General features: G+C 36.7%; 11 protein-coding genes. 8 read left to right on the top strand and 3 right to left on the bottom strand.

Annotated features, from left to right (window positions below; genetic code table 11):
- Nucleotides 1-166: 166 nt before the first annotated feature.
- Nucleotides 167-2,896, bottom strand: a complete 2,730-nt coding sequence (locus AAGF08_RS18435) for a hypothetical protein (RefSeq protein WP_343512851.1) — start codon at nucleotides 2,894-2,896, stop codon at nucleotides 167-169.
- Nucleotides 2,897-3,191: 295 nt separating this feature from the next.
- On the opposite strand from AAGF08_RS18435, the gene AAGF08_RS18430 reads away from it, so the two are divergent.
- From AAGF08_RS18430 to AAGF08_RS18420, 3 genes are read left to right on the top strand one after another with little or no spacing between them, the layout of a single operon-like run.
- Nucleotides 3,192-4,703, top strand: a complete 1,512-nt coding sequence (locus tag AAGF08_RS18430) for a rhamnogalacturonan acetylesterase (protein WP_343512850.1) — start codon at nucleotides 3,192-3,194, stop codon at nucleotides 4,701-4,703.
- Between the two features lie 3 nt (nucleotides 4,704-4,706).
- Nucleotides 4,707-5,024 (top strand): L-rhamnose mutarotase, encoded by a 318-nt coding sequence (rhaM, locus tag AAGF08_RS18425; RefSeq protein WP_343512848.1) that lies wholly within the window; start codon nucleotides 4,707-4,709, stop codon nucleotides 5,022-5,024.
- A 10-nt stretch (nucleotides 5,025-5,034) separates the two neighbouring features.
- A complete protein-coding gene (locus tag AAGF08_RS18420; protein ID WP_343512847.1) occupies nucleotides 5,035-7,812 on the top strand; it encodes a glycosyl hydrolase in 2,778 nt (925 codons plus the stop codon).
- 26 nt (nucleotides 7,813-7,838) lie between these two features.
- On the opposite strand, the gene AAGF08_RS18415 is transcribed toward AAGF08_RS18420, so the two are convergent.
- Together AAGF08_RS18415 and AAGF08_RS18410 are read right to left on the bottom strand one after the other, a co-directional pair.
- Nucleotides 7,839-8,564, bottom strand: coding sequence for a polysaccharide deacetylase family protein (locus AAGF08_RS18415; RefSeq protein ID WP_343512846.1), 726 nt, complete (start codon nucleotides 8,562-8,564; stop codon nucleotides 7,839-7,841).
- Complete coding sequence (locus AAGF08_RS18410) at nucleotides 8,557-10,344, bottom strand: glycoside hydrolase family 9 protein (protein WP_343512845.1); 1,788 nt, start codon at nucleotides 10,342-10,344, stop codon at nucleotides 8,557-8,559. The genes AAGF08_RS18415 and AAGF08_RS18410 overlap by 8 nt, the downstream gene beginning before the upstream one ends.
- Nucleotides 10,345-10,647: 303 nt before the next feature.
- Between AAGF08_RS18410 and AAGF08_RS18405 the strand changes: the two genes are divergently transcribed.
- The 5 genes from AAGF08_RS18405 to AAGF08_RS18385 all read left to right on the top strand — a co-directional run bounded on the left by AAGF08_RS18405 (nucleotide 10,648) and on the right by AAGF08_RS18385 (nucleotide 14,387).
- Nucleotides 10,648-11,193 carry a DUF2911 domain-containing protein gene (locus tag AAGF08_RS18405; RefSeq protein WP_343512844.1) on the top strand — a complete coding sequence of 182 codons (546 nt, stop codon included), beginning with the start codon at nucleotides 10,648-10,650 and terminating at the stop codon, nucleotides 11,191-11,193.
- Between the two features lie 9 nt (nucleotides 11,194-11,202).
- On the top strand, nucleotides 11,203-12,333 hold the full coding sequence (locus AAGF08_RS18400) for an amidohydrolase family protein (RefSeq protein ID WP_343512843.1): 1,131 nt from the start codon (nucleotides 11,203-11,205) through the stop codon (nucleotides 12,331-12,333).
- Between the two features lie 144 nt (nucleotides 12,334-12,477).
- The gene (locus AAGF08_RS18395; protein ID WP_343512842.1) at nucleotides 12,478-12,849 is read left to right on the top strand and encodes a VOC family protein; all 372 of its coding nucleotides are present in this window, start codon (nucleotides 12,478-12,480) and stop codon (nucleotides 12,847-12,849) included.
- Nucleotides 12,850-13,113: 264 nt separating this feature from the next.
- The gene (locus AAGF08_RS18390; protein WP_343512841.1) at nucleotides 13,114-13,758 is read left to right on the top strand and encodes an alpha/beta hydrolase; all 645 of its coding nucleotides are present in this window, start codon (nucleotides 13,114-13,116) and stop codon (nucleotides 13,756-13,758) included.
- Between the two features lie 2 nt (nucleotides 13,759-13,760).
- Complete coding sequence (locus AAGF08_RS18385) at nucleotides 13,761-14,387, top strand: phosphoribosyltransferase family protein (RefSeq protein ID WP_343512840.1); 627 nt, start codon at nucleotides 13,761-13,763, stop codon at nucleotides 14,385-14,387.
- Nucleotides 14,388-14,456: the final 69 nt, after the last annotated feature.

Genomic DNA, 14,456 nt, shown 5'->3' with positions numbered 1-14,456 from the left:
AAAAGTATTAGCCAGAGTCTTAATGTTTGAATAAACCACTCCTTTTCAATGAAATAATCACTCATTTTATTGGGGTCAATTTCTTTATTTCATTCCTATTTTAATATGGTAAAAAAATAGGCCTGACTTTTTCAAGTCAGACCTAAAAAGCTCTAGTTGTGGGAATTTAATTTACACTCCAATAATCCTTCATCACTTCAGCTTCTCCAGTATCCGTTTCACCATTCATTTCAATAACTACTTTATACTTACCTGGCCCAACTGTCCTTGTAATATATTTCATATCCTCTAGTCTTCGTGTAATATCTTCTTCTTCCATACCGAAATTTCTAAATCTTTCAGCGGTTTGGTCTAATTGTTTCTGAGATCTTTCGCCTGTGATTTCTTCAAACCTCCAATTAAACAAATTCAAACCAGCATTTGCATTTACTTTCCTACTTAAAATCTCTTTTGAACCTTTATAAACCTTAATAGTAGCTTCACCAGCCTCTTTTGAATAATAGTGTATGTGAGAACCAGGCGCTCTGCTTTCCCCATCAAAATTTGTGAAAGCAGTAACATTGCTAAGACCTTCAACATATTGTACAGCTGGCTGAATTTCGAATAATGTCAAATTTGAGTTTAAAATTTCATCTGACATTTCCTGAAGTGGAGATATATCAGCTATAAATATCCCTCTACCGTGAGTTGCAACTACCAACTCATTTTCTCTAGGATGGATGACCATATCATAGGCAGGATTAACAGGCATATCTGTCATGAATTTAGTCCAGTTTACCCCTCCATCAATACTAGCAAAAGTTCCTAACTCGGTTCCTACAAAAAGCAGATTAGGGTTTTTATGATCCTCTCGAATGACATTCACTCCACCTGCGGGGATTCCAGCTGCGATTGAAGTCCAGGTTTCTCCCCAATCAGTAGTCTTATATAAATAGGAGGTAAAGTCATCTCTCCTCATCCCATTAAAAGAAACATAGGCAGTTCCTGGAAAATGTGCTGAAGCCTCAACCCTTGTTACCCAGTATTCGGGATTATTTGGAATATTACTATTTAAAAGTGTCCAGGTTTTACCCGCATCTTTAGTCACATGAAGATTTCCATCATCTGTTCCTGCCCATAACTCATCAGGATTTAAAGGAGACTCTTCTAAGGTTGTAATAGTACCATATTGGATATTACCTGTTCCATTAGCCTTTACAGAGTCATTTTTAGATAAATCATGGCTAATTTCTTCCCAGTTTTCTCCTCTAAAAGTGGATTTTAAAACCTTATTACCTGCATGATAAACCACATCAGTATTAAATTGAGAAACTACAATAGGCGAATTCCAATTCCAACGCATATCTCTTGCACCTGAATATCGAATACTCTTAGATTCACCAGTTTCTAAATCCAGTCTTTGGATTGGACCAAACTGTGATTCATTATATAGATATCGATTATTCGATCTATCAACAACATTATACATTCCATCTCCTCCACCTACTCGTTGCCAAGCTTCAAAAGGAATAGAACTTCCATCCTTCATAGAACTTGGACCTCTAACCGAACCATTATCTTGCAAGCCTCCATATACATTATATGGATATGCCATATCAACATCCACAGCGTAAAACTGTGCGAGTGGCAATTCATCGGGGTGATACCAGGTTGCTCCAGCATCATAAGTAATCCCCATGCCATGGTCATAACCCAATAACATATGTTCCGAATCTGCTGGATCAATCCACATCGCATGATTATCTCCTCCAAAACGGAACGGCGTTCCCCAAGTTTCACCTCCATCTTTTGTCTCCCAAACTCTGATTCCCAAAACATATACATGATCAGCATCGTTTGGGTCGACTATTACTTGCTGATAATAATACGAGGGATACCCTCCTACATCCTCACCATCCGGATTGATTTTTCTCCAACTTTCTCCTCCATCATCAGATCGGTACATTTCAGTGCCTACTACTTTTTGGTCTTTACCTAAAGGTATGCCAACCTCTAACATTCTTCTTCTTTCTTCTTTGGAAATCCCTTCAACGTTCACATTCTCCACATTGGCATAAACAACATTGGAGTTGTTTGGAGCATAAGCCAAACCAATTCTTCCTAAAAATCCATCTGGGAATCCATTTCCTAGTTTTTCCCAGGATTTACCACCATTGGTAGATTTGTAAACTCCACTTCCTTCTCCACCTTCGTTGAAGGTCCAAGGACGACGTATTTTGTCATAAGCAGCAGCAATTAATGTATTAGGATCATCTGGACTCATGGTCACATCTACTACTCCGATGAATTTTCCATCTTCTCTTTTAACTTCTAAAACTTTATTCCAGGATTTACCTCCATTTGTAGTTTTATAAAGTCCTCTCTCTTCATTTTCAGAATATAGATGTCCTAAAGCTGCTACGTAAACAACATCAGAATCATTAGGGTCAATAAGGATCCTACCAATGTGATGAGACTCTGGCAATCCCATATTTTCCCAAGTTTTGCCCCCATCCAGAGATTTATAAACACCATCTCCCCAATAAGAACTCCTTGAATTATTCGCTTCCCCTGAACCGACCCAGACCACGTTTGGATTCTTTTGGTCGACAGCTACTGCCCCTAAGGAAATCACTGGCTGATCATCAAAAATTGATTCCCAAGACTGTCCGTTATTGATAGTTTTCCATAAACCTCCGGAAGCTGTTGCGGCATATATAATTTTTGGGCTTTTATCTACTACCGCAAAATCAACATACCTTCCCCCTTGACGAGTTGGACCGATTTCTCTGAATTTAATTTCTTTTACTACCTGATCAGGTATTTTTTGCGCAAAGGACTGAGGCAGAGAACCTACTAAAAGCAATAAGGTTAATGCTGTTAGTCCTTTAATTGATATTAGATTTTGTTTTATCATAAGATTAAGGTTGTGGCACTTAAATTAATCCAAAAAGTCACCATCACAAAAGAGGGGTCATTCAATTATATAAATGGAGTTGATTTTATGTGACATTTAAATTCTTCCCACATTTTTCCAGTAAAGCAAATTTTTCCTCCTTAAAAACTGATTTATTTATCTTGATATAAAATAAGTACGCTCTATTTGGGAACAATTTGATTTAAATAGACCCTTAAAAATGGTAAAGACATAAAAAGATTCTTTACTACCTTAGAAATTTATTATCAAACGTCTTTTAAAGCTATTTCTAATTATGCCCATTAAGAAATCCTTCTTTAATCTATTTTTGGCTATACCTATAATTTTATCTATTTCAGCTTTTATTCAATCTTATAATAAAAATTTCGATCAAAAGACTTTGTACCTGATTGGTGATTCTACAGTTAGAAATGGTGGAGAAGGAAACCAACAAAAAGGTTGGGGTAATTTCCTTCAGGAATTCTTCGATAGCAAAAGATTAACTGTAAGCAACCAAGCGATGGCTGGAAGAAGTACAAGAACTTTCATCAAAGAAGGAAGATGGGAAAAGGTACTTTCCACAATTAAACCGGGAGATTTTGTGATCATGCAATTCGGTCATAATGAAGGATCTAACCCAGATACTACACGGGCTGGTTATCGGGGTGTTTTAAGAGGTCTGGGGGATGAAACCAAAGAATTAATCTGGCCAGATGGTAGCCAAGAAATTGTCCATACCTATGGATGGTATCTAGAAAAATTCATTAAGGAAACAAAATCAAAAGGTGCCACACCGATTGTAGCCTCTATGATTCCTAGAAACAAGTTCAAAGATGGAGAAGTGGAAAGAGCAAATCAAGATTTTGGAAAATGGGCCAAAGAAGTTGCAAGAAGACAAGGAGTTCCTTTTATAGATTTAAATTCAATTATAGCAGACCAATATGATATTTGGGGTCCTTTTGTAGTGAAAGGACTATTCGAAAAAGACCATACACATACCAATGAAGCTGGAGCAAGAATCAATGCTTGGTCAGTTACCGAGGGTATCCGCCGCCTTACCAATATTGATTTAAAAGATTATCTGAAAAAAGATAAACCAACTCTTTTCTTAATCGGAGATTCAACTGTCAAAAATGGACAAGGAGACGGTGCGGGTGGCCTTTGGGGTTGGGGAGATTTCATAGCTCCCTTTTTTGATCTTAACAAAATTAAAGTGCAAAACCATGCTTTGGGAGGTACTAGTAGCAGAACTTTTCAAACATATGGTCATTGGCAGAAAGTATTGGACAAATTTGAACCGGGAGATTTCTTAATAATGCAGTTTGGCCACAATGATTCCAGTCCCTTAGATGATACCGCAAGAGCTAGAGGAACAATCAAAAGTGCTGGTCTGGAAGCCCAAAACATATATAATCCGATTACCAAACAACAGGAAACTGTATATTCCTATGGGCAATACTTGAGCCAAATGATAGTGGCAGCGAAAGCAAAAGGCGTCACCCCGATTGTTTGTTCGTTAATCCCAAGAAATATATGGAAGGATGGAAAGGTAGTACGGGCTGATTCGGATTACGGGCTATGGGCAAAGCAAGTGGCGGAGGACACCAACACTGCATTTATAGACTTGAACACACTTATTTCAAATGAATATGACAGTCTTGGAGAAAAATATGTAAAGACACATTATTTCAATGACACAGATCATACGCATACAATCGAACAAGGTGCCGCATTAAATGCTAAAATCGTTGCAAAAGCAATTAGAAATCTATCTGAAACTGATTTGAAGTCATTTTTAAAAAAGTAAGTCATGAGACAAAAACTAGCTTTCCGAATGAAATTAATTCCAGGAAATGAGGAGGAATACGAAAGGAGACATCGTGAGATTTGGCCCGAATTGGTTACTTTATTAAAAGAAACCGGAATCATTGATTATCAGATATTTTTGGATAAAGAAACTTCCTTCTTATTTGCATTTCAAGTGATTGAAGGAAATACCAATTCCCAAGATCTTGGAGATACAGAAATTGTCAAACGATGGTGGAAGTATATGGCTGACATCATGGAAACAAATGAAGACAATTCTCCTATTACTTCTCCGTTAGAAAACGTTTTTAATTTGCAATAAAACCATTGCTATGAATCTCAAAACCTGTCTGATTTTATTATTCTTTTCCATTTTCTTTTTGTCATGTAATTCCGAGGAAAAACCTTCAAAAGGATCTACTGAATGGCCAGAAATCACGAAGACGGCCAAACCTTGGACTCGATGGTGGTGGATGGGAAACGCAGTTGATAAAAAAAATATTACTTCCTTATTAGAGAAATATGAGGAAGCAGGACTTGGCGGAGTAGAAATCGCACCGATTTATGGTGCCAAAGGCTATGAAGACAGATATATTGATTATTTATCTGATGAATGGCTTGAAATGTTGGATTTCACGATTGATAAAGCTGATTCTATAGGTATGGGTGTTGATTTGACTCAAGGAACTGGCTGGCCTTTTGGAGGTCCTCAAGTAAGTTTGGAATATGCGGCAACCAGCATGAAAATCCAAGATTATAAAAAGGAAGATGGCAAGCCTTTCAACACGCCTATTGTTTTTCAAAGAAGGAATGAAAATCAACCTGTTGGGAAGTTAATTGCGGTTATGGCTTATGACGAAAATCTTGAAGCAAAAGACATCACAGAGTTTCTCAGCGAGGATGGCAAGTTAGAATGGAATGAGCCTGGCAATTGGGACATCAATGCTATTTTTCTCGATAAAACTGGTCAAAAAGTTAAGAGAGCGGCTCCCGGAGGAGTTGGCTTTACTTTAGATCACTTTAGCAAGACTGCTGTAGATTCCTATGATTCCTATTTTCAAAATGCTTTCAATGGAAAGAACTATGGTTTCCGAGCTTTCTACAATGACAGTTTTGAGGTGTATGGAGCAGATTTCACCGAAGATTTTTTTGAAGAATTTGAAAAATTGAGAGGGTATGATTTAAAGAATTACTTACCCTATTTTGAAAGTGAAGAGAATTCAGAAATAGTCAGACGAATCAAGTCTGATTATCGAGAAACCATTAATGATTTGCTTATAACCAATTTCACAAAAAATTGGACAGAATGGGCACATAGTCAATCTAAGATTACCAAAAATCAAGCGCATGGTTCACCCGGTAATTTATTGGATCTCTATGCAGAGGTAGACATTCCTGAATGTGAAACTTTTGGATCTAGCTACTTCCCGATTCCAGGATTACGAAGGGACAGTGCCGATATTAGAAATGTTGATCCTGATCCAATAATGTTGAAGTTTGCTTCTTCAGCAGCCCATCTGACGGGAAAAAATCTTGTTTCCTCCGAGACATTCACCTGGCTTGGAGAGCATTTTAAATCCTCTTTTCCTCAGATGAAACCAGAAGTTGAGCAGGCATTTCTGGCTGGCGTAAATCATGTTTTTTACCATGGCGTTACTTATAGTCCGGAAGATGTACCTTATCCCGGCTGGTTGTTTTATGCTTCTTTGAATTTGACTCAACAAAACAGTCTCTGGCCACATTTTGACGAGTTCAATAAATTTATTTCAAGATCCCAGTCAATTTTACAAAGTGGAAAACCCGACAATGAATTGCTGATTTATTGGCCAGTTTACGATGTGTGGGCAGAACCAAAAGGTAAAATGGAAATGATTACCGTGCATGCGGTCGACGAATGGTTACACCCAACCGAATTCTACAAACAATCTAAATACCTGATGGAATCGGGCTATTCTTTGGATTTTATTTCTGATGACATGATAGCCAATTCCAAAGTTGAAAATGGAGAAATCAAAACTTCAGAAAGCAATTCTGCGAAAGTTTTAATCATTCCTGAAACGGAATTCATGCCTATTGAAACACTCAAGAACATTTTGAAGCTGGCTGAAAATGGTGCCTCTGTGATTTTTCAGAGCAAACCCAAATCCATTCCTGGACACCATGCTGAACCTGCGGCATTTCAGGCAGAGTTAAACCAACTTTGGAACAGCCTGAATTTTGAAAATGGGAAATCAGCACATGGAAATGGTTCTGTAATTCTGTCAGGTGATATTCTAAATGCATTGGAGGCAATGAAAATTGAAAGGGAAACCTTGGTTGATTCCGGCTTGGGTTTTATCCGAAGAAAAGCGGAAGATGGCACCTATTACTTCTTAGTCAATCACAGCGCTTCGGATATTCAGCAAAGAATTCTGTTGAATAAAGAATCAGAATCGGTGATGATTTTAGATCCTTTGACTGGAAAAAGAGGAAAACTGAATGCCCAGCTTTCAGAAGGAAAAACTTCAATTCCAGTTTATTTAAAATCCGGTGAATCCGTATTTATTAAGGTTTTCAATGATAAGACAAATCTGGATATTCCTGGATGGCCAGATTACAGCAAATCTTCTAATTCCTTAGATATTTCCTCTAGCTGGAAACTGTCCTTTGTTCAGGGTCAACCCACATTACCGGAAACAATACAAATGGAAATGATAGGACCTTGGACTGATCGAGAAAATGAAAAAGCGGATGACTTCTCGGGGCAGGCTATCTATTCCTCTGAATTTAACCTAAGCAAAACTGAAGGCAAGCAATATTTAATGAGTTTTGAAAAAGTCTATGAAAGTGCTAAAATCTGGATCAATGGGGAGTACGCAGGTGCTGTCTGGAGTATTCCTTACCAGCTGGATATTACGCATCAACTCAAAAACGGCCAAAACACTATCAAAATAGAAGTGGCAAACCTGATGGCCAACAGCATCCGATATTTGGACAGAAATGGGATAGAATGGAGAAACTACCATGAAATCAACTTTGTCAATATTGACTACAAACCTTTTGATGCGAGCAATTGGAAAACAATGGCATCAGGGATCGGGGGGAAAGTTACTATTAGTGAATATGATTAAATTCTAAAAAAACAGTTTTTATTAATCTAAAACCTCTCGAAACGATATCCATTTTTCATTAATTGTTCAAGTAGGCTTTCTAATTTGAAATAAAATTTATCCTTTCTTTTGGGTGAAGTACCAGGATGAATCAATAAATGAAACCCATTCATTCCAAACTTTGATTCATAAGAATAAATACTTTTCAAGATTTCCTCAGAACTTATATAATTATTCATTTCAGGAAAAGTGTAGTCTGCATTCGATCGAGATCCTGGACTAAAGTTGATAGTTTCCTGACCCAACTCCTTAGCTAATTCCACTACTTTTTGATTATACCATTCATAAGGAGGTAAAAAATAATTAGGTTCTATCCCAAGATCCTCAAGTACTTTCAGATTATCTGAGATATCTTTTTGAATCGCATCTTGCGAATAGAGTAAGCTATCTCGGTTCTCCCATGAATTATACAGCAAATGCTTATCAGAATGCGCCCCAACAAAGTGTCCTTCTAACTTGATGCGTTTCGTCAGATCAGGGTGTGCCCTAACAAAATCACCTGTAAGGAAAAATGACCCCTTAATATTTTTGTTTTCTAAAACAGAAAGGACATGCTCAAACCCTTCAAAATAGTCGTGCCCTGAAAAAATTAAATAAATACTTTTCTTACTTTGATCAGATCGGATCAAAGCCCCCTGACTATCAAAAATTTCTTGTGCATTAAGATTAAATGAAATTGCTACAAAAAAGGAAATAAAGAATAGCCTAGTCATTATTCAAATACGTCAGAATCATTAACAGTTCTGCAGAACCATCTAAAGTTGGTTCGTTGGTACTATAGTCCATCCAATCGTCCATGTATTTGATATGTTTTGGCTGCAAATGTGCATATTCGTCTGGTTCAGATAATTCTATTCCCAACATATTTTCATGGATGATGGACCATATGGGACCATCCACTAAACTTCCTTTGATTGAAACATTTAATAGCCTCCAAAATGGCATATGTACATCCAGCGGAAAGTCTGCGTTTTCTGGTAAACCTGTAATCATGCTGGTATTCCATGGATTGAGACCTAGGAGCCAATTCATATGATTGATTAAAAGAGGTCTGTATTTCTTTGAGCCTGTCATTTCTTCATACAGCATCGCTTGAGTTGAAACAGCCGCTGCCAGGTTATTCGAACACCAAATAAACAAATGTCCTACTCCATAAGGGTTTCGATCTGCTCTCTTTTGAATTTGCTCTAGGTTATGCCCATAATATTCGATCATCCGCTTTTTATCCTCCTCCTTTCCAACTTGCCAAAGTGCATAATGTCCCATGTTCATAAAAGGATACATTTCATAATGGCTTGCAGAATCCCGTTCCATCCAAGACCATTCTTTTATAATCGAAGCATACCTCCTGGCATCTTCCAAATATTGCTTTTCCTTGGAAACCTTAAATAACTCAGCAGCAGCCCATTCCATATCATCAGCCCAAGTATTTTCTTCATATCTATAGGGAGCACTAAAACTGTTTCCTTGCTGGTATCCTTCTTGGTTTTTCCCCATATGATAAAGTTCAATTGAAGCTTTTAAGCATTGCTCAGCAAATTCATGATAATCTTCAAAACAGATAAAAACCTGATATCCCAAGGCCAAGGTTGCAGCAGACCGACCTGCTAAATTCCCAATCCCAGTCGCTTCACTTTGATATTTTGAAAGCCCTTGTGGCTTTCCAGTGGCAAAATAAACAGGTCTATACCTATTTGCTCCCCAGCCATAATCTGCATTATCTTCATGGGGAAGTTTGAACCCTCTATGATCTCTGTCATCTGCCACCTGATGGTAAAGCTCATTTGGTCCCGGGTGTAATTTCAGAATCCAATCTAAGCCCCATTTAGCTTCATCTAAGATATCCGGTAATCCATTTTTGCCCTCCAACCCCATTTCATTGACCTGATCTGTAAAACTTTCAGGCTTCATTTGAAAAGTCATCAGCAACCTTGCTGTAGTATTACTACTGGTAATCAAGTACTTCAATTGATCTCCTGCATCATGCCAACCTCCTCTTGCATCTATTTTTGTGGAATCTGACCAAATTCCAAAAAAGCTTAGCCCATCCTCCTGATGGCAATATTCTTCAAGAAAAGGATTAAAACCACATCGCTGAGTTCTGATAAAAGAAACTACATCTTCTTGCCATGCTGGATAGGCTCCTATTGAAAATATATTGCTTTTGATATTGGAATTAGGGATCTCCAAAAAATAATCTCCCTCCTCTTTCAAATCAGAGAAATCAATCTCATAGTAAAATGAAAATGGCTCCCATGACTCTTTCAGTAATTTGCCATCATACTTCTGAATAAGACCTCCCTCTTTATTTTTCAGAAAAAGGACAATATCACCCAAGTCAGACTTACTTAAAACCAAGGCTTTTTTGGGCATTTCCACTGGATATGCCGCCAAATTCACCCTTATTTCAGTATCGTTTTTCGCTTTGAGATTTATCGAAAAAAGACTTAAAAACAAACCAAGGAAAAAACTGAAAAATTGAATATTTACCATACAAAAAGAATCAAAGAGTGAATTATTTTGACAATTGGATGAATTGAAATTTAAAGTACGGATATTTGAATTTTTAAAGAATTTAATTTTTTCAAATTAATTTAAAAACACTCTTAACTAAAAATAACATTTAAATTTCTCCTGATGTCTCTTTCAATACTTTAAGCTAAAATAATCGTATTAAAGTTAAATAAGAATTGAAATAAAGCATCTCTCTTAAAATTTTGAAACCCTAACCTTATTGCTTCCTCCTCGGATTTCACTTATTTTTAACTTATTCATTTTCAACTAACCACAACTTTTATGTTTAAAAAAATCCTTTTGGGTTTAGGTATTTTATTAATTGCCTTTATCGCATTTATTGGGTATGGAATGCTTTTTCCAGTCAGCCCTCCAACTTCAACCTCATTTAGCAATGGAGGTCTTGATATTACAGTTGAATATTCACAACCCTCTAAAAAAGGAAGATTGATATTTGGTCCCGAATCAGAAGGTGCACTACAGCCATATGGAAAATATTGGAGACTTGGTGCAAATGCTGCTACAGAAATTATGTTTAACCAAGATGTTCTATTTGCAGGCAAAAGTGTTCCAGCCGGAACATACAGGATGTATGCTGTTCCAGGAGCAGATACTTTCGAAATTTCCTTAAACAGTGAAATCGATGTTTATTTCGGTGTAACAGAACCTAATTATGAGTTAGATGTAGCTAAGGTGGACATCCCAGTAGCCAAACCGGATTCTGAAGTTGAACAATTCACTATCAGTTTCGAAGCAGATGGGGCTAATATCCTAATGAATATGGCTTGGGACATGACTCTAATTCAGGTTCCAATCAGTGCCAAATAAGCAATCATAATGGCTTTTTCAACAAAAAAATGGGTATTCCTACCTATAGGGATACTCATTTTTCTTGGAATTACTTATTGGATCATCGGCCTAATTCAATACCGTCTAAACGTCATGGATGTTGAAAATTACGAACCGGTATCCACTTTGGTAGTACCCGAACATCGCCTCACAAAAGCCAAATTCCCTTTCATCGACGTGCATAATCACCATTGGATTATGCCTGTACAGGATCTAGAAAAATTGATTGTTGAAATGGACTCGTTAAATATGGGCCTAATGGTCAATTTGAGCGGTTTCCGTGGCAAAGTTTTAGAATGGTCTTTGGATAATGTAAATAATAATTACCCTAACCGATTCGTAGTATTTTTAAATCTCAACTTCGAAAATCTCGATGACCCTGACTGGCCAGAAACGCCATTGAGGATGTTAGAGGAAGGTGTAAAACAAGGAGTAAAAGGTCTGAAAGTTTACAAAGAACTTGGTTTAAATGACACCGATAATAATGGAAATAGAATTCCGGTAAATGATTCTAGACTTGATCCCATCTGGGCTAAATGTGGCGAACTTGGAATTCCTGTATTAATTCATTCTGGTGAGCCAAATTCTTTTTGGAAACCCAAAGACAAGTACAATGAACGTTGGCTAGAATTGAAGCAATACCCAAGTCGATATAGAAATCCAGAGAAACTTCCTTCTTTTGATTCTATCATGGCGGAGCAACACGCAGTTTTCAGAAAACATTCAGAAACCATATTCATCAATGCTCATTTAGGATGGTATGGGAATAATCTTAAAAAGCTCGGCGAACTTATGGATGAATTTCCAAATATGTACACGGAGATTGGGGCTGTTTTAGCAGAATTAGGAAGGCAGCCAAAAGCTGCGCGTTCTTTTTTTATAGATTATCAGGATCGTATCCTTTTTGGAAAAGATACCTACAAAATGGAAGAATACTACACTTATTTCCGGGTATTAGAAACGGAGGATGAGTATTTTGATTATTACCGAAAGCGTCATGCTCATTGGAAAATGTATGGTTTGGGACTTCCTGATTCAATCCTCCGGAAGGTGTATTTTGAAAATGCCCTTTCAATTATTCCGGGAATTGATAAGAGTCTATTCCCATTAGAGGATTGAAATCAAAGATTAAAATTATCAACCTCTTATTTTTACCTCATCAAACCATTTGAGTATTTCTCTCAAAAAAAGTATTTTAAATGTTCGAGAGGGTAAAAAACACCTTCTTAAACCAGAACAAATTTTTCATTAATCAAAATACTTATGGAACTCGGAGCATTTTCTATCAGCCTAACTGTTAAAGATTTAAAAGCCTCAAAAGAATTTTACGAGAAATTGGGTTTTTCCCATTTTGGAGGTGACATGGATAAGAACTATTTGATCATGAAAAATGGTAATTCCCTGATTGGTCTATTTCATGGGATGTTTACTCACAATATCCTTACTTTCAATCCAGGATGGGACGAAAATGCCAACCCACTGGAAGAATTTGATGATGTGAGAGAAATACAAAAATCACTAAAAGCAAACGGAATAAAACTTGAAAGCGAAGCGGATGACACTACTTCAGGGCCAGCCAATATTGTTTTATTCGATCCTGATGGAAATACAATTTTGATTGATCAACATGTCTAAATAGCTTGGGATTTGACTGTTTTTTCATAGCCTCATCCACGGAATTATAAAGCCGCCAAAAAGCTCTTCATAATATCCTTGAGCTTTTTAGTTTCTATTTTGATATTCTCTAAACACCTACTTTCCGTCATTTTTTTTACTATGATTCGTAGTTTTATGTGATTTCATATTGATAAAAATCATGTTTATTATCAATATGAAGTCTTATTTTTATTAGCTCTCAGACTAAAGGAGGAATAAGGTTTATCCATTTTTTTAAGTCGAATGAAAAATAAAACAGAAATAGAAATTCTTTTGAGAGACCTCAATTTGAAAGGAATTTTAAGGGAAACCGAAAACCCAAATGGGATGATTATTTTTTGCCATGGCAGCGGAAGTAGTAGGCTAAGTACCAGAAATAATTTCGTGGCAGATCTTTTACTGGAGGCCGGTTATTCTTCATTATTGTTTGATCTCCTTACAGAAAAAGAAGATCTGATTTATGAAAATAGGTTTGACATAGATTTATTGACGCGACGTTTGGTTGACGTCACTGAGTATCTGATAGAAAAAGAGAATCTTTCAAAGGTTCCCTTAGGATATTTTGGAGCCAGCACAGGTGCAGCTTCCTCATTATTTGCAGCAGCAACTTTAGGGAAAAAGATAGGGGCTATAGTTTCTAGAGGAGGAAGACCAGATTTAGCTTTGTCCGTTTTAAAAAAAATAGAAGTTCCAACGCTCTTTATTGTTGGAGGAAATGATTATGAGGTCATTGAATTAAATCAAAAAGCATTTGATCGTCTAGATTGCATTAAAAAATTAAAAATTATTGAAGGAGCCACTCACCTATTTAGCGAACCCGGAAAACTCAAAGAGGTTGCACAATTGACCATTGATTGGTTTGATAATTATTTCACTAATAAAAAATAAAGATGAAGTTTAAGAATAGAAAGGAAGCCGCATTATTATTAGTCGAAAAATTAATGGATTATAAAGACAAAGATGCTGTTGTCCTAGCCATCCCAAGGGGAGGTGTACCCATCGGTTATATCATTGCAAAATCTTTAAACCTACCATTGGAGATTGTGCTCTCAAAAAAAATCGGACATCCTTTTCACAAGGAATATGCAATAGGTGCTGTAACTCTCAAAAATAGAATTCTCAGCCCTGCAGCCAATGATATTCCTGATGATTATATTGAAGAAGAAACCAAAAAAATAAAAGAAAATCTTAGGCAACGGTTTCAAAAATTTTGCGGAGATAAAGAAGAGATGAATCTTCATGGCAAAATTCTATTAGTAGTCGATGATGGAGTCGCTACTGGAAATACAGTATTATCAATTATTGAAATGCTACGAGAAGAAAAGCCTAAAAAAATTGTAATAGCAATTCCTGTATCTCCCCCTGACGCCTTTCAGAACTTACAAAATTCACCTTTTGTGGATGAAGTCATTTGTTTGATAGTACCAAATGACTTTCGGGCAGTTGGTCAGTTTTATGAGGATTTTAGCGAAGTAGATGATGAGCAAGTGAAGGATTTCCTAGAATTAGCAAATTAATAATTGCCATGAATTAAGTATTCTTATAATTCAGGTTTGAAAACAAAAAAAGCCTCTCCTTATTTAAAA

Origin of the sequence: Algoriphagus sp. SE2, assembly GCF_039563885.1 — a bacterium.
Taxonomy (GTDB): domain Bacteria; phylum Bacteroidota; class Bacteroidia; order Cytophagales; family Cyclobacteriaceae; genus Algoriphagus.
This window is presented reverse-complemented; position numbering and strand designations above follow the sequence as displayed.

Excerpts from the sequence above, each read along its gene's own strand:
- AAGF08_RS18430 (WP_343512850.1), top strand. The coding sequence starts at position 3,192 with ATGCCCATTAAGAAATCCTTCTTTAATCTATTTTTGGCTATACCTATA.
- AAGF08_RS18420 (WP_343512847.1), top strand. The coding sequence starts at position 5,035 with ATGAATCTCAAAACCTGTCTGATTTTATTATTCTTTTCCATTTTCTTT.
- AAGF08_RS18390 (WP_343512841.1), top strand. The coding sequence starts at position 13,114 with ATGAAAAATAAAACAGAAATAGAAATTCTTTTGAGAGACCTCAATTTG.
- AAGF08_RS18410 (WP_343512845.1), bottom strand. The coding sequence starts at position 10,344 with ATGGTAAATATTCAATTTTTCAGTTTTTTCCTTGGTTTGTTTTTAAGT.
- AAGF08_RS18385 (WP_343512840.1), top strand. The coding sequence starts at position 13,761 with ATGAAGTTTAAGAATAGAAAGGAAGCCGCATTATTATTAGTCGAAAAA.
- AAGF08_RS18395 (WP_343512842.1), top strand. The coding sequence starts at position 12,478 with ATGGAACTCGGAGCATTTTCTATCAGCCTAACTGTTAAAGATTTAAAA.
- AAGF08_RS18400 (WP_343512843.1), top strand. The coding sequence starts at position 11,203 with ATGGCTTTTTCAACAAAAAAATGGGTATTCCTACCTATAGGGATACTC.
- AAGF08_RS18435 (WP_343512851.1), bottom strand. The coding sequence starts at position 2,896 with ATGATAAAACAAAATCTAATATCAATTAAAGGACTAACAGCATTAACC.
- rhaM (WP_343512848.1), top strand. The coding sequence starts at position 4,707 with ATGAGACAAAAACTAGCTTTCCGAATGAAATTAATTCCAGGAAATGAG.
- AAGF08_RS18405 (WP_343512844.1), top strand. The coding sequence starts at position 10,648 with ATGTTTAAAAAAATCCTTTTGGGTTTAGGTATTTTATTAATTGCCTTT.
- AAGF08_RS18415 (WP_343512846.1), bottom strand. The coding sequence starts at position 8,564 with ATGACTAGGCTATTCTTTATTTCCTTTTTTGTAGCAATTTCATTTAAT.